The organism is Terribium retamae (assembly GCF_022347545.1).
GTDB lineage: Bacteria > Pseudomonadota > Alphaproteobacteria > Rhizobiales > Rhizobiaceae > Mesorhizobium > Mesorhizobium retamae.
The window spans coordinates 162,744-183,793 of sequence record NZ_JAKREW010000008.1; the positions used below are offsets into that span (position 1 = coordinate 162,744).

Annotated in this window: 17 protein-coding genes and 1 pseudogene; 6 read left to right on the forward strand and 12 right to left on the reverse strand. The window is 61.4% G+C overall.

The annotated features are described in order from the left end of the window. The first annotated feature begins 6 nt into the window (after positions 1 to 6). The 3 genes from L4923_RS11540 (at position 7) to L4923_RS11550 (ending at position 4,158) form a co-directional block, all read left to right on the forward strand. Positions 7 to 828 (forward strand): ABC transporter permease, encoded by an 822-nt coding sequence (locus L4923_RS11540; protein ID WP_239365012.1) that lies wholly within the window; start codon positions 7 to 9, stop codon positions 826 to 828. Continuing rightward, entirely contained in the window at positions 821 to 2,485 is a 1,665-nt protein-coding gene (locus L4923_RS11545) for an ABC transporter ATP-binding protein (protein WP_239365014.1), read from the forward strand. The genes L4923_RS11540 and L4923_RS11545 overlap by 8 nt, the downstream gene beginning before the upstream one ends. 83 nt (positions 2,486 to 2,568) lie before the next feature. After that, positions 2,569 to 4,158 (forward strand): ABC transporter substrate-binding protein, encoded by a 1,590-nt coding sequence (locus tag L4923_RS11550; protein WP_239365016.1) that lies wholly within the window; start codon positions 2,569 to 2,571, stop codon positions 4,156 to 4,158. A 58-nt stretch (positions 4,159 to 4,216) separates the two neighbouring features. Here L4923_RS11550 and eglC read toward each other — a convergent pair whose 3' ends face one another. From eglC to bcoG, 8 genes are all read right to left on the reverse strand, one after another. Then, positions 4,217 to 5,662 (reverse strand): endo-1,3-1,4-beta-glycanase EglC, encoded by a 1,446-nt coding sequence (gene eglC, locus L4923_RS11555; RefSeq protein WP_239365017.1) that lies wholly within the window; start codon positions 5,660 to 5,662, stop codon positions 4,217 to 4,219. A gap of 99 nt (positions 5,663 to 5,761) precedes the next feature. Next, positions 5,762 to 6,718 carry an alpha/beta hydrolase gene (locus tag L4923_RS11560; RefSeq protein WP_239365018.1) on the reverse strand — a complete coding sequence of 319 codons (957 nt, stop codon included), beginning with the start codon at positions 6,716 to 6,718 and terminating at the stop codon, positions 5,762 to 5,764. Between the two features lie 13 nt (positions 6,719 to 6,731). Beyond that, complete coding sequence (locus L4923_RS11565; RefSeq protein ID WP_239365019.1) at positions 6,732 to 7,514, reverse strand: carnitinyl-CoA dehydratase; 783 nt, start codon at positions 7,512 to 7,514, stop codon at positions 6,732 to 6,734. Then, on the reverse strand, positions 7,499 to 9,649 hold the full coding sequence (locus L4923_RS11570) for an acetate--CoA ligase family protein (RefSeq protein ID WP_239365020.1): 2,151 nt from the start codon (positions 9,647 to 9,649) through the stop codon (positions 7,499 to 7,501). The genes L4923_RS11565 and L4923_RS11570 overlap by 16 nt, the downstream gene beginning before the upstream one ends. Then, on the reverse strand, positions 9,646 to 10,374 hold the full coding sequence (locus L4923_RS11575; RefSeq protein ID WP_239365021.1) for a DUF2161 domain-containing phosphodiesterase: 729 nt from the start codon (positions 10,372 to 10,374) through the stop codon (positions 9,646 to 9,648). The genes L4923_RS11570 and L4923_RS11575 overlap by 4 nt, the downstream gene beginning before the upstream one ends. A gap of 22 nt (positions 10,375 to 10,396) precedes the next feature. Continuing rightward, the gene (locus L4923_RS11580) at positions 10,397 to 11,560 is read right to left on the reverse strand and encodes an acyl-CoA dehydrogenase family protein (RefSeq protein WP_239365022.1); all 1,164 of its coding nucleotides are present in this window, start codon (positions 11,558 to 11,560) and stop codon (positions 10,397 to 10,399) included. Positions 11,561 to 11,564: 4 nt separating this feature from the next. Beyond that, entirely contained in the window at positions 11,565 to 12,656 is a 1,092-nt protein-coding gene (locus tag L4923_RS11585; RefSeq protein WP_239365024.1) for a 3-hydroxyacyl-CoA dehydrogenase NAD-binding domain-containing protein, read from the reverse strand. Positions 12,657 to 12,695: 39 nt separating this feature from the next. Beyond that, positions 12,696 to 13,613, reverse strand: a complete 918-nt coding sequence (gene bcoG / locus L4923_RS11590) for a 3-dehydrocarnitine:acetyl-CoA trimethylamine transferase BcoG (protein WP_239365026.1) — start codon at positions 13,611 to 13,613, stop codon at positions 12,696 to 12,698. A 78-nt stretch (positions 13,614 to 13,691) separates the two neighbouring features. Here bcoG and L4923_RS11595 point away from each other — a divergent pair, with 78 nt between their 5' ends. Continuing rightward, positions 13,692 to 14,672: a GlxA family transcriptional regulator gene (locus L4923_RS11595; protein WP_239365029.1), complete on the forward strand. Its 981-nt coding sequence runs from the start codon at positions 13,692 to 13,694 to the stop codon at positions 14,670 to 14,672. Positions 14,673 to 14,684: 12 nt separating this feature from the next. Here L4923_RS11595 and L4923_RS11600 read toward each other — a convergent pair whose 3' ends face one another. Then, positions 14,685 to 14,888, reverse strand: a complete 204-nt coding sequence (locus tag L4923_RS11600; protein WP_239365031.1) for a hypothetical protein — start codon at positions 14,886 to 14,888, stop codon at positions 14,685 to 14,687. Positions 14,889 to 15,147: 259 nt separating this feature from the next. Further along, positions 15,148 to 15,651: a GNAT family N-acetyltransferase gene (locus L4923_RS11605; RefSeq protein ID WP_239365032.1), complete on the reverse strand. Its 504-nt coding sequence runs from the start codon at positions 15,649 to 15,651 to the stop codon at positions 15,148 to 15,150. A 188-nt stretch (positions 15,652 to 15,839) separates the two neighbouring features. Between L4923_RS11605 and L4923_RS11610 the strand changes: the two genes are divergently transcribed. Continuing rightward, positions 15,840 to 16,202: a nuclear transport factor 2 family protein gene (locus L4923_RS11610; protein ID WP_239365033.1), complete on the forward strand. Its 363-nt coding sequence runs from the start codon at positions 15,840 to 15,842 to the stop codon at positions 16,200 to 16,202. Positions 16,203 to 16,257: 55 nt separating this feature from the next. On the opposite strand, the gene xylB is transcribed toward L4923_RS11610, so the two are convergent. Both xylB and L4923_RS11620 read right to left on the reverse strand, forming a co-directional pair. Beyond that, positions 16,258 to 17,709, reverse strand: a complete 1,452-nt coding sequence (gene xylB, locus L4923_RS11615; protein ID WP_239365034.1) for a xylulokinase — start codon at positions 17,707 to 17,709, stop codon at positions 16,258 to 16,260. Positions 17,710 to 17,823: 114 nt separating this feature from the next. Next, entirely contained in the window at positions 17,824 to 19,149 is a 1,326-nt protein-coding gene (locus tag L4923_RS11620) for a tetratricopeptide repeat protein (RefSeq protein ID WP_239365035.1), read from the reverse strand. Positions 19,150 to 19,407: 258 nt separating this feature from the next. Here L4923_RS11620 and L4923_RS11625 point away from each other — a divergent pair. Next, positions 19,408 to 21,030, forward strand: a pseudogene (locus L4923_RS11625) (autotransporter family protein); the annotation flags it as partial. Positions 21,031 to 21,050 lie beyond the last annotated feature (20 nt).

Sequence of the window (21,050 nt, forward strand, 5' to 3'; positions counted from 1 at the left end):
GGCGGCATGAGAAACATTCCCCTCACCGCCTGGATCGGCCTCATCCTCACCGGCCTGTTCCTGGTTTGCGCGGTCTTCGCGCCCTGGATCGCGCCCTATGGCAATGGCGAGATCGTCGGCGATGTCTGGGCGCCGATGTCGTCGGCCAATGTGCTGGGCACCGACAATCTCGGCCGCGACCTGCTCACGCGCATGATCTATGGCGCCCGCATCACCATCTTCATCGCGGTGCTAGCGACGGCATTGGCCTTCTGCCTCGGTTCCATCCTCGGTTTCACAGCCGCAACGGTCGGCGGTAAATTCGACATGCTGCTTTCGCGCTTCGTCGATCTTTTGATGGCGATCCCGACATTGATCTTCGCGCTGGTGGTGCTGTCGGTGCTGCCCTCGACCGTGACGACGCTCATCCTGGTGATGGGCATCCTCGATGCTACGCGCGTCTATCGCCTGTCGCGCGCGGTCGCCGTCGACATCAATGTCATGGATTTCGTCGAAGCCGCCAAGCTGCGCGGCGAAGGCATGGGTTGGATCATCTTCCGCGAAATCCTGCCCAACGCGCTGTCGCCACTGATCTCGGAACTGGGTTTGCGCTTCATCTATGCTGTACTCTTCCTGTCGGCTCTGTCCTTCCTCGGCCTCGGCGTACAGCCGCCGGATGCAGATTGGGGCGGCATGGTGAAAGAGAACAAGGACGGGATCGTCTTCGGCATCCCCGCAGCCCTCATCCCTGCGGCCGCGATCGCCCTGCTGGCCATCTCGGTCAACCTCGTCGCCGACTGGGTGCTGAACCGCACCTCGGACCTTAAGGGAGGACGCGGCAATGGCTAAGGCACAGGCAGCTACTCCCAAACCAGAAATGCTGCTCGACATCCGCGATCTTCGCATCGAGGCGCGGGTGTTTCCACCCGATGAAGCACCAAAGACCGTGACGCTGGTGCATGATGTGTCGTTGACACTGAAGCGGGGCAAGGTGCTGGGCCTCATCGGAGAATCCGGTGCCGGCAAGTCGACCATCGGCTTGTCTTCGATGGCCTTCGGCCGTGGTGGCGTGAAAATCACCGGCGGCCAGGTTCTGCTCAACGGTCGCGATATCCTGACACTCGGTCCGGCCGGCGTGCGCAAGGTACGCGGCCGCGAGGTGTGCTATGTGGCACAGTCGGCTGCGGCCGCCTTCAATCCCGCGCACAAGCTTATGGACCAGGTCGTGGAAGCGGCCATGCTGCATGGCGTTGCCTCGCGGGCGGAGGCCGAGAAGCGTGCAGTCGCGCTGTTCAAAAAGCTCAGCCTGCCCAATCCCGAGACCATCGGCAGTCGCTACCCGCATCAGGTCTCGGGCGGCCAACTCCAGCGCGTCATGACCGCCATGGCGCTTTGCTCGGAACCTGACCTGATCGTCTTCGACGAACCGACGACGGCGCTGGATGTGACGACGCAGATCGACGTTCTGGCCGCGATCAAGGATGCCATCCGGGACACTCATGTCGCAGCGCTCTACATCAGCCACGACCTTGCCGTTGTGGCACAGGTCGCCGACGAAATCCTGGTGCTGCGTCACGGCCGGCTTGTCGAACGCGGCGACACGCACCAGATCATCAAGCTGCCGCAGCAGGATTATACTCGCGCCCTGGTGGCCGTGCATGAGATCGACCACACCGAAAAGCAGCCGAGTCCCACGCCGATACTGTCGGTAAAGAACGTGACCGCCGCTTATGGCGGCGGTGCCGTCAAGGTCCTGAAGAACGTCTCGGTTGACCTGCATCCTGGGCAGACACTGGCAGTTGTCGGCGAATCCGGCTCCGGCAAGTCGACGCTGGCGCGCGCCATCACGGGACTTCTGCCGCCGCAGCAAGGCTCCATCAATTTCGATGGCCGCACCTTGTCCAACCGACTGGCCGACCGGCCAAAGGAAGATCTGCGCCAGTTGCAGATGATCTACCAGATGGCCGACGTCGCCATGAACCCGCGCCAAACGGTGCGCACCATCATCGGTAGACCGCTGGAGTTCTATTTCGGCATGCGCGGCAAGGAACGCGATAAACGTGTCGCCGAACTGCTCGACAAGATCGAGATGGGCACAGGCTTTGCCGACCGCTATCCGGCTGAGCTTTCCGGCGGCCAGAAGCAGCGCGTCTGTATCGCCCGCGCTCTGGCGGCCAAACCGAAGCTGATCATTTGCGACGAAGTCACCTCCGCGCTCGACCCGCTGGTGGCCAACGGCATCCTTAAACTGCTGCTCGAGTTGCAGCGGGAGGAGAAAGTCGCCTACCTTTTCATCACGCACGATCTTGCCACGGTAAAGTCGATCGCAGACGCGATCGCGGTGATGTATCGCGGCGAAGTGGTACGCTATGGGCCTAAGAGCCAGGTGCTTCACCCCCCCTTCGACGCCTATACGGATCTGCTTCTCTCTTCCGTGCCGGAGATGGAACAGGGCTGGCTGGAGAGTGCAATCCAGGGGCGGCGGATGCAGAGCGCCGGAAATTAGGAAATGTCATCCGGCCGCAACGAGCGGCCGTCACTGTGACCATCTTGGGGGCGGACAGCCCGAAACAGGGAAGGGAGCAGACAATGACAACCGAACTCGATCATCTAGCCAGACTGGCCGTGCGTGGCGGCATCAGCCGCCGCGATTTCCTCGGACGCGCCGCAGCGCTTGGCGTTACCGCCGCCATGGCAGGCACGCTGGCCGACCGCGCCTTTGCCCAGACACCGGTCAAGGGCGGCATCCTGAAGGCCGGACTGCAGGGTGGAGAGTCGACCAACAATCTCGACCCCGCAACGAACCTCAGCCAGGTCACGTTCAATTTCTGCAAGCAATGGGGCGAGTTCCTCAACCGGCTAAACCCGGATGGAAGCCTGGAGAACATGATCGCCGAGGAGATCGGCTCTTCCGACGACGCCAAGACCTGGACCATCAAGGTGCGCGACGGCATCGAATTTCACAACGGCAAGACCGTCAAGGCAGAGGATGTGCTTGCCACGCTCGAGCGTCATGCCGACGAAAAGTCCAAATCGGGCGCCCTCGGCGTGTTAAAGAACATCAAGGCGATGAAGGCCGAAGGCAGGGAAGTGATCGTCTCGCTGGCCGAACCGGATGCCGACTTTCCTTATCTGATGGCCGATTATCACCTCGTCATTCAGCCGAATGGCGGGAAGGACGACCCGAATGCCGGGATCAGCGCCGGCCCTTACAAGGTCAAGGTCAATGAGCCGGGCGTTCGCCATGGCGGCGAGCGCTTTGCCAACTATTGGGGCGGCGACAAGCTTGGCCATGCCGATCAGGTCGAGATCGTGGTGATCAACGACGCGACCGCACGTCTCGCTGCGCTGCAGGGCGGCCAGGTGCATTTCATCAACCGGGTCGAGCCAAAGGTGGTGAATCTCGTCAAGCGTGTACCGGGTGTTTCGGTGGAGGCGACGTCGGGCCGCGGCTTCTATCCATTCAACATGTTCTGCGACACCGCGCCGTTCGACAATGCGGACCTGCGCATGGCGTTGAAGCTGGCAATGGACCGGGACGAACTGCTTTCCAAGATCCTGTTCGGCTACGGCTCGCTCGGCAACGACTTCCCGATCAATGCCGCCTACCCCTTGTTTCCGGAAGGCCTCGAACAGCGCAAGTTCGACCCCGAAAAAGCAGCCGAGCTCTACAAGAAGTCGGGCCATTCAGGCTCGATCCTGCTGCGCACCTCCGATGTTGCGTTTCCAGGCGCGGTCGATGCCGCCCAGCTTTACCAGCAGAGCTGTGCCAAGGCGGGGATCAAGATCGAGATCAAGCGTGAACCCGGCGACGGCTACTGGTCGGAGGTATGGAACAAGAAGCCGTTCTCGCTCTCCTATTGGGGCGGACGGGCCACACAGGCCCAGATGTATGCAACGGCGCTGGTCTCCACCGCGGAATGGAACGACACGCGCTTCAAGCGCCCGGAATTCGACCAATTGCTGATGAAAGCGCGGGGCGAACTCGACCAGGACAAACGCAAGGTCCTGTTCCACGACATGGCGACGCTGGTGCGCGACGAAGGCGGCGTGATCGTACCGTTCTTCAACCAATTCATCGATGCCGCGGCGACCAGCAAGATCGATGGCTGGGTGGCCAATCCGCAAGGCGAAATGATGGATGGCTATGCCCTCGGCGCCTGCTGGCTGAAGGCCTGAACATTCGATCAGCGCCATGCGGCGGAAGGGATTGCCGCATGGCGCTGAAGACGGCGGCTTAGAGCCACCAGTCGTGGGTGTGAACCGGCTCGCTTACCGGGCTGACATCAGCCTGTATATCCGCATTGTTCAGCTCATAGGCGCGGATATAGTCGACCTGCATTTCCGCTGGTGTCGCCAACCCGTCTGCCGGCGTTCCGGCGGCACCGCCCACCGCCAGGTTGACCAGCATGTACATGGGTTTATGCATGTCTGCCGGCGTGTCGGCGCGAAAAATCTCGGTATCGTCAAAATACCAGACAAGCTCGTCTTCGGTCCAAAGCAGGCCGTAAGTATGGAAGCCTTCGGTGCTGGGCACCCCCACCGCCGACCCGACCGTGGTCCGGCTGCCGGTTTCATTCGAATGGGCAGCGACGTTGATCGTGTTCGGATCCTGCCCGCGCATTTCGACGACGTCGAGTTCCGGCGGCCAGGAACCATCCGCCGGCAGCAGCCAGAAGGCTGGCCACACGCCGTGCTTCTCGGGCATGTCGGCGCGGATTTCAAAATACCCATAGGTCTGGGCAAACGAACTGTAGGTATTGAGCAGCCCTGACGTGTAGTCGTAACCGTTGATGTAAGGCTGGATATCATCTGCGGCCCGCGCAGCGGTAATGGTCAGCACGCCATTCTCGACATCGAACGGATCAACTGAACTCGTCGGCGCGTATTCGTGGTCGATATACCACTGCTTTTCACCGTTCGAGCTGAGCGTGCTTCCATTTTCGGCACCCCACCAGAAATTGGTGTCCCATGTGCCGCTGGTGCCGGTGCGCAGGTTCAGTGTATCGAAATCGTCCGAGAAAGACAGGCTGAGATGAGACCGGTCGAGGCTGAGTTCGAACTGATCCGCCTTCAACTGGTCGACCGTCGTGTTGGCAAAGATCAGGAATTCGTCCGATCCGAGGTTCAGCCGCACGTTATTGCCCGACTGAACCATGTTCGATTGCACCTCGGCAAATGAACTGAAGCCGTAGCCGGTCAGGCGGACATTGTCGTCGGCGCTGAAGTCGAGGATCAGATCGCTGCCGTTGCCTTTCTCGAACAGGAAAACATCAGCGCCGCCGCCGCCTTTTAAAACATCGTCGCCCAGACCGCCGTCGATCGTCTGTTTGCCGGAAGCGCCACTGATGATGTTGTCGAGGCCGTTGCCGATGGCGTAGCGCCCGTTGCCAGTAACGGTCAGGTTCTCGATGTTCTCGGGCAGCGTATAGCTCATCCAGGTTTCGACGGTGTCGATGCCTCCGCCCGGTTCCTCAGCAGCGCGATTGATGGCCGAATAGAGATGATAGATGTCGTCGCCCAGTCCGCCATGCATGGTGACATTCACGCTGCTGTCGCCCCATAGCGAATCGTTCTTGACGCTGCCGTAGAGGTGAGGCCCGGAATTGGTCGCCGAGAAGTGATTGACCGAAGAACCGCTGTAGTAAAGGGGCACGCCCTTGGCGTTGAGCACGGTGGCCATGACGATCTCCTGACGTCGTTAAAAGCCACCCCTATCTACGCTAGCATTCACCCCAGCATATGACGACCCGCTAACTTTCTAACATTATGCTACAGGCCGTTACGGAAGGCGCCATTCGATAGGCCATTCCTTCCTGCCCAGCAGTCCCACGGCGTCGGCAATGCGTGCAAAACTTTCACGCGCACGCGTCACTGAATGGCGGGCGCGCAAATAGCCGTGCACCAAACCTTCCTCCTCCCGCCAGAAAGCCTTGCCGCCGGCGGCAAGGATGCGGTCGCGATAGGCCTCGCCATCAGAGGACAGCGGATCGCATTCGGCCGTGATGACGACGGTCGGCGGCAGATTCCTGAAATCACGATCCAGCAGCGGCGCTACAGTTGGGTCACCGATCCGCTCCTCCTCGCCGGTGCGGATATTCTTGTAGAAGATCAGGTCGCGCATCGTCAGCATGGGCGCTTCGGCGTGCTTGACGTAGGACCCCTTCGACTGGTCGCCACCAAGACCAGGATAGATCAGCAGCTGGCCGATGGCTCGGTGCGTGTGCGTGCGCGTTGCATGCGCGACCGCGGCGGCGAGATTGCCGCCGGCGCTGTCGCCGACCAGCAGGATCGGCAGCTGGTAATGCGACACCACCCAATGGAATGCGGCCATCGCATCCTCGAAAGCGGCAGGATGGCGATGCTCCGGCGCCAGACGGTAATCGACCGACACAACCTCATAACCAGTCCGGCCGCACAGTTCGGCACAGACATCGTCATGACTGTCCAGGCCACCGAGAATGAAGCCACCGCCGTGGAAATAGAGCACCAGGGCATTCGGCTGTTCTCCCGCCTTGCGATAGATGCGGACGGGAATAGCGTGATCGGATGTCTTGATGGTGGTCGTCTCCGCCGTGACACCATCGGGATAACCGGCGAAGAACTCCCGGCACATGCGGTCGTAGACACCACGCTGCTGTTCGATCGTGTAGTCGATCGTGTCTGGCGGATAGTAGGAGTTGGTCTTCTCGATGAAAGCCCAAGTCTCCGCGTCGATCAGCTCCTTGTAGTCGGTCATGACCGTTTGACGCTCACTTGCCTTTCCAAATCGGATCGCGCTTTTCCGCGAAAGCCTTGAACCCTTCGAGATTGTCTTCCGAAGCATAGAGCTCGTCGACAGTACGGAATTGGCGCTTGGTGATCCAGTTCATGGCTTCCTGGAAAGTCATCGCCTCGGCGGCGCGGGCAACCTCCTTGATGGCGGAGAAGACCAGAGGCGGGCCGCCGGCCAGCAGGCGGGCGATCTCCCAGACACGATCCTCGAGCTTGTCGGCCGGCAGCACCTCGTTGACGAGGCCCCAGCGATGCGCCTCCTGCACATCCATCCACCGGCCGGTGAGCAGCAGGTCCATAGCGACGTGATAGGGAATCCGCTTCGGCAGCTTGACGGTCGCGGCATCCGCCAGCGTGCCGGCGCGGATCTCCGGCAGCGCAAAGCTGGAATGATCCGAGGCATAAATGAGGTCGCAGGACAGCGCCAGTTCGAAGCCGCCGCCGACCGCCATGCCGTTGACGCAGGCGATGACCGGCTTGTTCAGATCGCGCAGTTCCTGCAGGCCGCCAAAGCCGCCGACGCCATAGTCGCCGTCCACGGCGTCACCCGCGGCTGCCGCCTTGAGGTCCCAGCCGGCGGAAAAGAACTTGTCGCCGGCGGTCTTGACGATGGCGATGCGCAGTTCCGGATCGTCACGAAATGCCTTGAAGGTTTCACCCAAAAGACGCGACGTCTTCAAGTCGATGGCGTTGGCCTTCGGCCGGTCGAGTGTGACTTCGAGGATGACGCCCTCGCGGCGGGTTCTTACGACGTCAGACATTCTCTTTCTCCCTCGGCCCGAACGCCGGTCTTTTCGGAAAGTTGTTGAGCGGTCACAACCAGCAGGGCGTCTGCAATCCAGGCTCCCTTGCCTTCGGCGCAGACGATCAGCGGATTGATGTCCAGTTCCTCGATACCGCCGGCATGCGCCACAGCGAAACGGGCGATCTTCTCTATTGCCGCAAGGGCCGCATCCAGGTCGGCCCTGGGCCGGCCGCGATAACCGTCGAGCAGCGGGAACATGCGAAGGCCGCGCAGTGCCGCCTCGATCTCGCTGGACGTCGTCGGCAGCAGCAGCGTGGCGCTATCTTCCAACAGTTCCACCAACACACCGCCAGTGCCAACCGTCATCACCGGACCGAAGACCGGGTCGCGGGTCAGGCCAACGATGAGCTCGGCAACGCCGCCGGTCACCATCGCCTCGACATAGAGGCCGCTGCCCAGCGGCAGCAAGGCCCTCGCCGCCTCGCTTACATCCTCGGCACTCTTGAGATTGAGACGTACCGCTCCGAGTTCGCTCTTGTGCGCCACGCCGAGCGCCTTCAGCGCCACCGGAAAGCCAATCGCTTCGGCCGCGACAACAGCTTCGGCGGCATTTGCCGCGTGCCTGCCTTGCGGCACCGGCAGGCCGGCAACCGCCAGCATGGCCTTGGCAGTGGCTTCATCCGGTTGCCGTTCCGGGGCAACATCCTCGCCTCTCCCATGTTCGAAACCATTGTTCGCGATGCTCGGTGAGGTCGGACGTTGCCAAGCCTCTGCGACAAACACGGCCGCCTCTGCCGCGTCGAACGCTTCGGCGATGCCATGAATCGGTACGATTCCGCGCCTGAGCAACTCGGCAGAATGATCCTCCGACAGGTTCTCGCCCATCGAGGCGACGATGGCACCATGCGCATTGTTGGCCTTCAGCGCGGCCTCGAACGCATTCACGGTCGGCCACCAGTCGGCGTCGGAACAGCGGTCCGTGCGCGGAAAATCCAGGACCAGCATATTGAGGCCGAAACCGCCGGAGGCCATGGCCGAGAAGGTCGCAGTGAGCGCGTCCTGCTTGCCCCAGATGTAGGTGTTGTAGTCGAGCGGATTGGCGACGGCGACAAGCGGCCCAAGTGTCTCCTGCACGCGCGCCCTATGCGCTTCCGTCAACGCAGGGAAATACACGCGACGGCCCTCCGCCGTATCGGCCATGACCGACGCCTCGCCGCCGGAGCAGCTCATCGAAGACAAGGTTGGCTTTGCCAAGGGCCCGATGGCATGCAGCAACTTGAGTGTTTCCAGGAATGACGGGATCGTGTCGACGCGCGGAATGCCGAGCCGCTTCAGGAAGGCATCGGACGCAGCATCCGAGCCGGCGAGCGAGGCCGTGTGGGATATCGTGGCGGCACGCGCCTGTTCGGAGCGTCCGACCTTCATGGCAACGATCGGTTTCTTCAGTTCTCGTGCCCGCGCCCCCAGCCGCTCGAAGCCATCGACTTTATCGAAACCCTCGATATGCAAGCCGAGACAAGAGACGCGGTCGTCCTCGATGAGACCGAGCGCCATTTCGGAAAGACCGGTCTGAGCCTGGTTGCCTGCCGTCATCAGGAAAGCCACCGGCAGGCCGCGTGTCTGCATGGTCAGGTTGCAAGCGATGTTGGAAGATTGGGTGATGATGGCGGCACCCTTTTCACCCTTCTCCAGCCTGCGACCGCCATGCTGATCCGGCCACAACAGTGCACCGTCGGCATAATTGATCAGCCCGTAGCAATTCGGACCGATGATCGGCATGTTGCCCGCGGCTTCGATCAGCGCCTGCTGCAGGTCCTGGCCTTCAGCCTCGTAATGCGCGGTCTCACGGAAGCCGGCTGCGAAGCAGATGGCGCCGCCGGCGCCGCGCTCGTTCAACTCCCGCACCACGTCGATGGTGAGACGCCTGTTGACGCCGATGAAGGTGGCATCCGGCGCATGGGGTAGTTCCGAGAGAGAACGGTAGGCCTTGATACCAGCCACCTCCTCCTTGCTCGGATGGATCGGCCAGATATCGCCGGCAAAGCCCATTTTGAGCGATTGCTTGACGACATTGGGCGCAAAGAAACCGCCGCCGACGACGGCGATGGATTTCGGGCGCAGCAGGCGTGAAAGGTCTCGAGGCATTGTCATGGTTCGGTGATCACAGCTGCATTGTCCGGGCGAGCCGCGCGGAGCTTTTCGAGTTCGATGAGATATTCTTCAGTCGCCTTTACGCCCTTTGGACTGAGCGCATAGATTCCAGCGCTAATTCGCTCGAACCAACCGTAATGGTTGTCGGCCATCAGGCGACGGGCATGAGCGACACTGGTCTGTCTCGCGACTTCGGCCGCCTTTGTCGGGCCGCGTTCGTCGAGCAGATTGAGGCAGCGCAGCGCTTCCTGGCGATATCCCGTCACAAGATTGCGGCGGGTTGCGCCGCCGAGGTTCGGATCACCGACCAATCTTTCGAATTCGCGCAACAGCCTTGTCTTGCGCGGTTTCGACTGGCGCGGCTTGTATGGTGCAGGATCGCAATGAATCTCGGTAAAACCGTCGGCAAGGCGGACCGTGATCAGGCCGAGCCCGAGCCGCCGGCACAGCTTCCTGTTGTCGACCAGCGCCTTGAGCGAAGCGCGCCCGGCGCCACGTGGGACGGCGACATAGACCGCATCGCTGATGGCCTGGCGCTGGATTGCCTGATGGAACAGGGAGAGCGAAAACCCTGCCTTCAGTTCGACGATGACCGGATCATCGCCATCGCGGACCGCCACGATGTCGGCAGCACCGACCTCCCCTTTCACCGTGTAACCCTGCGCTTCGAGCAGGCTCTTAACGGGTAGGTACAGGTCGGTTTCCTTGATGCCGGTCTTAGCCATGATATGAGGCCATAGTGCGGGGCTAACCTCCCACGGCCCTCAACAGGGCGCGCGAAATGATGTGGCGCTGGATCTCGGAGGTGCCTTCCCAGATGCGCTCGACGCGGGCATCGCGCCAGATGCGCTCCAGAGGCAGGTCATCCATCAAGCCCATGCCGCCATGTATCTGGATCGCTTCATCGGCGATATAGGCCAGGACCTCGGTGGCTTTGAGTTTCGCCATGGCCATGTCCTGATCGGTCACGCTGCCCTGGTCGTATTTCCAGCCTGCCTCCATCACCATCAGGTTGGCGGCCTTCAGCTCCGTCGCCATGTCGGCCAGCTTGAAGGAAACACCTTGGAACTTGCCGATCTGCTGACCGAACTGCTCGCGCTGCGCGGCATATTCGATCGCGTGCTGCAGAGCGCGCTCGGCACGGCCCAGGCAGGTTGCGCCGACCTGCAGGCGGGTGGCGCCCAGCCAGCTGTTGGCCACCTCGAAGCCCTTATGGACTTCGCCCAGCACCTGTTCCTTCGGGATACGGCAGTCGTCGAACTCCAGCACCGAATTGGTGTAGCCACGATGCGAGACGTTGCGATAGCCGTCGCGCACGGTGAAGCCGGGCGTGCCCTTGTCGACGAAGAAAGCAGTGATCTTCTTGCGCTTGCCACGGGGGCTGTCTTCTTCACCAGAAGCCATGAAGCAGATGGCGAAATCGGCGATGTCGGCATGGGAAATGAAATGCTTGGTGCCGTTCAGCACCCAGTCGCCGCCCTTCTCGACCGCGCTCGCCTTCATGCCGCGAAGATCCGAACCTGCGCCGGGCTCGGTCATGGCCAGGCAGTCCCACTTCTCACCGCGAATACAAGGGAAGAGATACTTCTCGCGCTGCGCGTCGGTGCCGGCCAGCAGGATGTTGGACGGCCGCGCCACGCAGGTCCAATGCAGCGCGTAATTCGCACGGCCAAGTTCCTTCTCGTAGAGCAGCCAGGTCAGCGTATCCAGTCCGGCGCCGCCGACTCCGGCCGGCATGTTGGCGGCATAGAGGCCGGCCGCGATCGCCTTGGCCTGCAGTTCCTTGATCAGGTCCATGCGCAGGTGGCCGCTGCGCTCGACCTCCAGTTCATGAGGATAGAGCTCGTTCTCCACGAAGGCCCGCGTGGTGTCGACGATGAGCTGTTGTTCTTCGGTCAGGCCGAAATGCATTGGCTCAACCCTTCTTCCCGGCAATCTTCTTGGCGACCTTCTTAACCGGCTTTGTCGCTTTGGCTTTCGCGGCGGCACCGGAGGCCTTCGTCTTTGCCGAAGCCAGTTCGGCGAGTTGCTTCGTATAGTTCTTGTGCAGCGCGCCGGCGCCCCAGCCCTTGCCTTTGTTCTGCTTGGACAGCGCTTCCATGATCGCGACGAGATTGTCGTCGCGGATCTTCTCGAGTTCGCGGATCGACCATTTGGACGACTGGTCGTCGGACTGGCCGGCAATCAGGTCGACCAGTTCGTCGTTGAATTCCGGCACGTTGGTCAGCTTGGTCCAGGGCCATTGCAGGCACGGCCCGAACTGCGCCATGAAGTGGCGCATGCCGGCTTCGCCGCCGGCGATGCGGTAGACCTGGAACATACCCATCTGCGCCCAGCGCAGACCGAAGGAATAGCGCATGATGTCGTCGAGTTCCTCGACGGTACAGATGCCGTCCTTGATCAGCCACAGTGCTTCACGCCAGGCGGCCTCGAGCAGACGGTCGCCGACAAAAGCCTCGATCTCCTTGCGGATGACCACAGGCTTCATGCCGATCGACGAATAGATTTCCTTGGCGACCTCGATCGCCTCCGGGAAGGTCTGTGCGCCGCCGACGATTTCGACCAAGGGCAGCAGGTAGACCGGATTGAACGGATGACCGACGACCAGCCGCTCCGGGTGCTTCTTCATCGCCACCTGCATGTCGGATGGCTTGATGCCCGAGGTCGACGAGCCGATAATCGAATTGGCCGGCGCATGAAGATCGATCTCCGCCAGCACCTTGTGCTTGAGGTCCAGCCGTTCCGGCACGCTTTCCTGGATGAAATCGGCGTCCGTCACCGCCTCAGCGATCGTCTTGGCGAAGGTAAGCTTGCCCTCCTTGGGCAGGCCGCTAGGCAGCATCTGCTTGTAGGCGCGGCGTGCGCCCTTCATCACTTCGCTGACCTTGCGTGACGCCTCCGGATCGGGATCGTATATCGCAACGTCGATGCCGTTGAGCAGAAGGCGCGCGACCCAGCCCGCACCGATGACTCCGCCGCCGATGGCGGCCGCTTTTTCGATTGTCATTGTTGTCGTTCCCCGAAAGGGCTTCAAATTTTACGAAGCTTATGCCGCCAGCGGCGCGCGCTTGGTGAGGTTGAGCTTCTTGCGAACCTCTTCCGGCCCGATCACGCGAGCGCCAAGATTCTCGACGATGCTCACCGCACGTTCGACCAGTTGCGCGTTGGTGGCAAGCACACCCTTGTCCAGCCAGAGATTGTCTTCCAGCCCGACACGTACGTTGCCGCCGGCCAGAACAGCGGCAGCCGCATAAGCCATCTGGTTGCGGCCGAGAGCGAATGCCGAGAAGGTCCATTCCTTCGGCACGTTGTTGACCATCGCCATGAAGGTGTTGAGGTCGTCGGGAGCTCCCCACGGCACGCCCATGCACAGTTGCACCAGCGCATCGGGCGCCAGCACCTTCTCTTCCACCAATTGTTTGGCGAACCAGAGGTGGCCGGTGTCGAAAGCCTCGATTTCCGGCTTCACGCCCATTGCCGTCATCATGCCACCCATGGCGCGCAGCATGCCTGGCGTGTTGGTCATGACGTAGTCAGCTTCGTTGAAGTTCATGGTGCCGCAATCCAGCGTGCATATCTCGGGCAGGCACTGGCGCACATGCTCGACACGGTTGCTGGCGCCGCCCATGTCGGTGCCCTGCTCTCTCAGCGGCAGCGGATTCTCGACATCGCCGAACACCATGTCCCCGCCCATGCCGGCGGTCAGGTTGAGAATCACGTCGACATTGGCATCACGGATGCGTTCGGTGACTTCACGATAGAGATGGACATCGCGGCGTGGCTTGCCGGTCTCGGGATCGCGTACATGGCAATGCACGATGGCTGCGCCCGCCTTAGCCGCCTCGATGGCCGAATCGGCGATCTGTTTCGGCGAACGCGGTACGTGTGGGCTGCGGTCCTGGGTGCCGCCGGATCCGGTCACGGCACAGGTAATGAAGACCTCGCGGTTCATCGCAAGCGGCATCGCTTTTTCCTCCCGAAATGCTTTCGATGGATCATTGCGCCGCTTGCCGAACTCTGTTTTGCCTTTTACGAAACAAACATGGCAAAAACCGAAAGGCCCTCAATCTTTCTTGCCGAACGCGCGCCGCTCAAGGTGACGTTCCTTGTCTTCTCCGGGGCTTCGATCATGTGCGTGGCATCCGCGCTCGATCCGCTGCGGGCGGCAAACCGCATCACCGGCGAGACACTGTTCGACTACCGACTGGTCTCCGTAACGGGTGACGCACCAGTGACGACCTGTGGCCTCCCCGTCGCCGTCTCCGGGCGATTCGATTCGGCTGAGGCCGTCGATATGCTGGTGGTGATCGCCGGCTTCGGTACGCAGAATTACGCGACCTCGGCGTTGTTAGCCGGTCTCAGGCGAGCAGCGCGCACAGCGCGTGCTATCGGGGGTGTCGAGGCAGGAACCTGGCTGGTCGGCCGCGCAGGCCTGCTGGAGGGACGCAACGCCACGACCCACTGGGAGGATATGGAGGATTTCACCGCTGCCTTTCCCGACACCGATGTACGCCCCGACCGCTATGTCATCGATGGTCCCGTCTTTACCTCGGGCGGTGCCTCACCCACCTTCGATCTGATGCTGCATCTGGTGCGCTCGCGGCTCGGCATGGCAGTCGCGCTCGATGTGGCGAGCGTTTTCATCTACGACCAGGCTCGCGCGGCAACCGACGCGCAGCCGCTGGTCTCCCTCGGCCGGCTCGACGGCTACGATCCACGTCTTGCCCAGGCAATCCGACTGATGGAAGCGCATGTCGACCAGCCCTTGACGATCGCCGCAATCGCCAAGCGTGCGGGCGTTACCGCCCGCACGCTTGAGAGCATATTTCGCACGTCGATCGACGAGACGCCGGGCGCCTACTACCTGCGACTCAGGCTCGGCGCAGCCAGGCGGCTTGTCGTGGACACACGCATCGCCATGGCCGACATTGCAGAACGGACGGGATTCTCGTCCGCAGCGGCATTTTCCAGAGCATTTTCGAAAGCGTTCGGCGAAGCGCCGACAAAGGTAAGAGGCGGCTAGACCGCCACCCGGTCAGGCGGCGCGGCTACGGGGCCCATCGATCAGGTCGCGCATCTGCTTGGCCAGATGGGCCTCGAAACGGCCGGCTACCGCGCGGTCCCATTCATTGGCCACCTTTGCATCGCTGGTCGGGCGCGGCATAGACATCAAACGGTCAATGATCGAGCCGGCATGCTCACGCGACAGAAGGGCGTCGATTTCGTGTTCAGACTGCATTCTTCGCCTCCTTTCGATTCGTGCCAGAGCAATTCCAGCAAAAGTGCCTAGCGGTTTTGCGTCGGGAATTGCGTAAACAAGGTTTAGAGCGTTTCCGCGTTTCTGCGAAACGCTCTAGCGAGGCCTGTATATAGGAAACCTGTGACGGCTTCTTGAAGGCAAGCTCAAGGCGATTGAAAGGCGAATTGAGAAAATTGCGTCACGAATTTGTGCGTTTGCGGTGATTTCATTTCACCAACGCTTCTTCGGCTAAATGATTCTAGAATTTCTTTTCGAAAAGCACTGTCGTCAAATCGCTGTCCCACTCCAGGTCGGGATAACGGTCCTTCTCCTCGTAACCGAGGGTCTTGTAGAAAGCCTGGCTGCGTTCGTTGAAGCTGTCGGTCTCCAATCGCACCTGAGTTTGGCCCGCCGCCCGGATGGCTTTTTCGGCTTCGTCCATCAAGGCGCGGCCGACTCCAAGGCGCTGGTGACGGGAGCTGACATGCAAGGCATCGATGAAATCATCCTGCCAGTTGACGAGCCCAGCTACCTCGCCATCGATGACAGCGACGAGAAACCGGAGACCTTGCTCGTCGATGAAGCGGCCCCCGATATCGGTCTCGAGATAGCGTCGAGTTGCGTCCTCGGTGATTTCGGGCCGCCAGGTGCTTTCGAAAGTTTCGCGCAGGATGCGCTTCAGTTCTGGAAAGTCCGTCTCGGCCGCGCGTCTAACCGCAATCCTGGTCCCGTTCGCTTCACCCGGTGCGTTGTCGTTCGTCATTTTCATGCTCCGCGTTCTGCCGCAGCGGTCTCCTATGCAGCGATACCTTTCGCAAGCGCCTTCTTTCTCTCAGCACTGGACCAGTGCGCCCTATCGAGCCAACATCGTGCTGATTACCTGCCGCGTAATTGGTTCCGTTTTGCCGCTGGGCGAAAAAGTCGGCGTCAAAACCTGAAAGGAACCAAACCATGACTGACCTCAACGCCATCGCCCGGAACTACGTCGATGCCTGGAACGAAGCCGACGCAGCACGCCGCACCGGCCTGATTGAAGCGGCGTTCACCCAGGATGTCAGCTACTGCGACCCGATCATGCAGGGTGACGGCCACGGCGGTATGACCCAGTTGATCGAGGGCGTGCAGCAGCGTTTTCCGGGCTTTCGCTTTACGCTATGCGGCACGCCGGACGGCTTCGGCGACCATATTCGCTTTTCGTGGAATCTCGGTCCCGAAGGCGTGGATTCGGTGATCGAGGGTACGGACATCGGCTTGATCGAGAATGGCCGACTGAAGAGTATCATCGGCTTTCTCGATAAAGTTCCGGCACAGTGAGATGGCGCTGCGACAAGCCACGAATCGAGCTCTCCCCTCCGGGGAGGGCTCGTATCTACATCGTCCCGCGGATGGCGGGATAAAGTGCCCGGTAGCGTTTATAGGTGTCCTCGAATGCAGCCACCAAAGCCTTATCCGGATTGATAGTCGCTGCAACGGCAGGGGCCGTGCAGACTGCGAGCGGATCTGCGCCACTCGCCGCGATGAGGCCAAGCCGCGCCGCGCCGAACGCAGCGCCAAAATCGCCATCGGCAGGCACATCGACCGGAATGCCCAGCGCCGTGGCGACCACCTTTAGCCAGTAGCGCGAACGTGAACCACCGCCGATCGCTGTCACGCGCTCCAGCGTCGTTCCAGCGGCGCGCAAAGCCTCGAAGCTATCGCGGAACGCAAAAGCGACGCCTTCCAGAACGGCCTGGGTTAGCGCAGCCCGGTGCGATTCGTGCTCGAGCCCGACAAAAGCGCCGCGAATAGCGGCATCATTGTGCGGTGTACGCTCGCCCGAGAGATAAGGCAGGAAAATGACGCCACCTGGCGCCTTGAGCGCATCGCCGAGTTCCCCCGTCAGGTCGCCTGCACTTTTGCCGGTGATGTTGGAGAGCCAGTTGAGGGAATCCGTGGCGGACAGGATGACGCCCATCTGATGCCAGGTTGCCGGCAGGGCATGGCAGAAGGTGTGTACCGCGCTTTTGGGATTGGGCAGGTAGGACGCGTTCGCGGCAAACAGTACACCAGAGGTGCCCAGCGAAACAAAGGCGTGGCCTTCGCCGACCGTACCCATGCCGCAAGCGGAAGCAGCGTTGTCGCCGGCGCCGCCGGCAATGGGGATACCGGGTTTCACGCCCCATTCAGAGGCGAGTTCTGCACGCAACCCGCCTGCCCTTTCAGTACCTTCGACTAGCGCCGGCATGTGTTTCTCGTCGAGCTCGGTAGCTGCCAAAAGCTCCGGCGACCAGCGCCGCTTTTCGACATCGAGCCAGGCGGTGCCGGCCGAATCCGACATTTCGGAAATGTGTTCGCCGGTCAGCCAGAACCTCAGATAGTCTTTCGGCAGCAGGACTTTCGCGACCTCAGTGAAAACAGCCGGTTCGTTCGCCTTCACCCAAGCGAGTTTCGGCGCGGTGAAGCCAGGAAAAACGATGTTGCCGGTGAGCTTGCGGAAACGCGGATCGGCGTCGAGTTTCGCGGCTTCGGCGAAGCTGCGCGTATCGTTCCACAGGATACAGGGCCGCAGCACGGCATCGGCGGCATTGAGCAACGTCGCGCCATGCATCTGGCCGGACAGGCCGATGCCCTTGATCGCCGCGAATTCTTTTGCGTGAGCCGCCCTCAACTCCGCAATGGCATCGCGACAGGCCCGTACCCATTCGGCCGGGTCCTGCTCCGACCAGCCGTGATGCGGACGCGACACGTCCAGGGTGGCATGACCGGAACCGATAACGGCCTGCCGGTCGTCGATCAGCAGCGCCTTGACGCCGGAAGTACCGAGATCAAGCCCGAGATACATGCCTTCCTCCCTTTCGACCGAGGCCTGACCCGATGCGTCAGCCAAATGCCGGTTTATATTTTTCGAGCTCCGAAAAATATAAAGTCTAACTTCTACTTTAAGGGTCGTATCAGGTCAATTCACGTCCAGGACCGCAGCGCGACGCGCAAATAGGGAGGAAAGAGGGCTTTCGGGCCGGGCCAGCGCGCGTTCGGCGGTCAGCGCCCTTGCCAGCGGCGCATTGCCGTCGCGCAACGCGGCTTCGATCAGCGTGAGGTCGATGACATCGCGCTGCGCATGGCTGCCGCCGAAGCGATGTGCGACGGAGCGGATGGGCCTTAGCAGCCGCACGGTCTTACCATAATTTCCCTCCGCGAAGGCTTTCACGGCGAGCGTGACGGGATGGCCGACCTCACGCGTAAAGGCGGCATTGTCGTCGCCAGCCCGCATCGCTTCGGCCTGCGTCTCCAGCAAGACTTTCGCCGGCGCATCCAATCCGGCACCGACAAAGGCCATCATGGCGTGGGCGTCATTGAAGGCGTAGTTGCCGGCAGCTGCTTTTGGTGCCCAATTGGCGGCAAGTTCAACCCAACGATCGCCAACATCGACGCCGCCGAGGTGCAGACGCCATAGGATCGCCGAAGCGTCGACCATGTTGAGCGACAGTGTCGAGCGCTTGCCGTAGATCGGTCCGTCGAACAGGGAAAGTACCTCATCCGTCTCACCGAGATCGTAGTGGAATAGGGCAAGGTGCCACCAATTGTGCACCTGGAGGAAACTCTCCCGCGTCCAGCCTTCCTTGTTGGCGTTCATCCAGGCGATACCGTCGCGCTGCCGGCTTTGCATTTCCATGACATGTGCCACGGCATGCTGTGCCCAGCCGTCGCGTGGCTCGAGTTCTATAGCGGCGCGGCCGAACTGCTCGGCGCGGTTATAGTCGCCCATCTCTTCCAGCCCGAAAGCCTGCATGCCGAAAACGGCGTGACAGCCTGGCATCGCTTTGTCCCAGGCCGGCAGGGCGCGGCCGATGCGGTCGCGCAGCATGCGCGCATTGCCTGTGAAGAAGTCGATCTGGTGTCCGGCCTGCAGGGCAAGGGCATCGAGAGGAAATTCGATGGTAAGGTCTTCGAGGATTCGCGAGGCTTCGTGCCAGCGCCCCGCGGCCAGATGGCCGAGCGCCAAGACATGGCCTCGCTCTCGCGCTGTCGCAGCAAGGGGCAGCGCCGCTTCGTGGCAAGCGCGTGCAACCGCCATCGCCTCGCGCTCCGTCGAGAGGCCGAACAGATAGCCCTTCAGCACATGCGCCATGACGAAGGCGGGCGTCTCGACAATCGCCAGGTCAACTGACCCGACGGGATCGCCGACGAAACGCTGCAGTTCGGAGATACCGCGCAAATAGTGCGCCCGCGCGCTCGTCGAGGCCCCGGTCAGAGCAAGGCCTGCCGTATCGGTGGTTGTCATTGCCCTGTCCTGTCCACGCCTCAAGCCTTACGACTTTGCGAAAATGTTTCAAGAAGGGTCCGGCTTGCCCCGCCCAGAGCAATTCCGAATATTCGCAATTTATAAACCATGGAAACAAACCGTGTTTGGAGGCGCGACGCAAATCATGGCTTCTTTGTGGCGGCCAGCCTGACCGGCGGTGCGGGGATCGGATGGGGTTGTCGTGAGGAAAGGTTCGTAAGCGGTTATTTAAACAGATTATTTTCGAGGGAAAGAGAGATGCGGCAAACTGTGTCGACCCGGCAAGTTCGGGTGGGTATTTCACTGCGTGGAAGACTCGGACTACTTGCTTCGACCTCTCTCTTCCTGAGCTTTCTTCCAGTAGAGCCTGCCTCTGCCGCCTGTGTCCTTTCGTCAACGCCCGGCGACGATACCGTCATCTGCGATAGCGGCACGACAGTCGGCAATCTTGTCGATACCGGCGGCAACAACACGCTACTCTTCCCTGCCGGCGGCACCGGACAGATCACCGGCAATGTGACCTACGGCGCAGGCGCGGATCGCATCGACATGCAGTCCGGCACTATTACTGGCACGGTGGAACAGGGTGACGGCGTCGACAGTTTCGTGATCGGCGCTGGTACGGTGAGCGGGAATGTCCAGCAAGGCGCCGGCATCGACGATTTCCAGATGACCGGCGGCCAGATCGGTTCGCTCAACCAGGGCGACGGTCTCGACACTTTCTTCATGTCGAACGGACGTATCGTCGATTTCTTCGACGACGGTGATCGCGCCGTGATGACGGGCGGACGCATCGGCCGCGTGAACATGAAGCTCGACAAGAACTACTTCAACATGTCGGGCGGCACCATCGATCGCAATCTCGTCACTGGCTTCGACCAGGATACAGTCATCGTCTCCGGCGGCACGATTGGCGGCAATATCAGTGTCAGCGGCGGCAACGACAGCGTGACCGTGACAGGCGGGTCGATCGGCGGCGACGTGCTCCTCTCCTTTGGCGAAGACACCTTCAACTGGAACGGTGGCGGCATCATCTACGGCACGATCGAACTCGGTGGCGACAACGACACCGCAACGCTCAGCAATCTCAACAATGGCAATCTCGGCGCCACGAAAGCGATTAGCGGCGGGCTCGGCACGGATGCGGTCACGCTTTCGAACGTCGATCTTTCCAATGTTTCCCGGCTGCAGAATTGGGAAACCGTCAACGCGACGAACGATACCGAATTGACATTCGGCGGAACGCTTGTGCTGGGTGACACCGGCACCGGAACGGGGACCCTTAATGTCGACGCAACCAGCACGCTTTATGGCGGCGGCGGCAATGGTGGCGTTTCGGCCTTCTCGGCAGGACAACTTGCCAATGTCGTCAACGCCGGACGCATCGATCTCACCAATGGCGGCAGCAGCCTGACCGACACGTTCACCATTGCCGGCAACTATACCGGCAATGACGGCCTCCTGTTGCTGCAGACCGTACTCGGCGCCGATTCTTCTGCTTCGGACAAACTTGTGATTTCCGGCGGAACGGCCAGCGGCAGCACAAGCGTCACGGTCGTGAATGTCGGCGGCGCCGGCGCTGCCACGACACAGGACGGCATCATGGTGGTGCAGTCGTTGAACGGCGCCACCACCACTTCCAGCGCCTTCGCACTCAATGGTCCAGTCGCGGCCGGTGCCTATGAATACTATCTGTTCAAAGGCGGCGTCAGCGCCGGCAGCAACGAAAACTGGTACCTGCGCTCAACACTGATCTCTTCGACGCCCGCGCCGGCGCCCGATCCGTTGGAACCCACGCCGCCACCGCCGCAACCCGAACCCCCCGAGGCCGAACCGCCTGCTCCACCACCCGTCGCGCCCCCGCCACCGGTGCCGCCAGAGCCAGTCTCTTAAACACATCT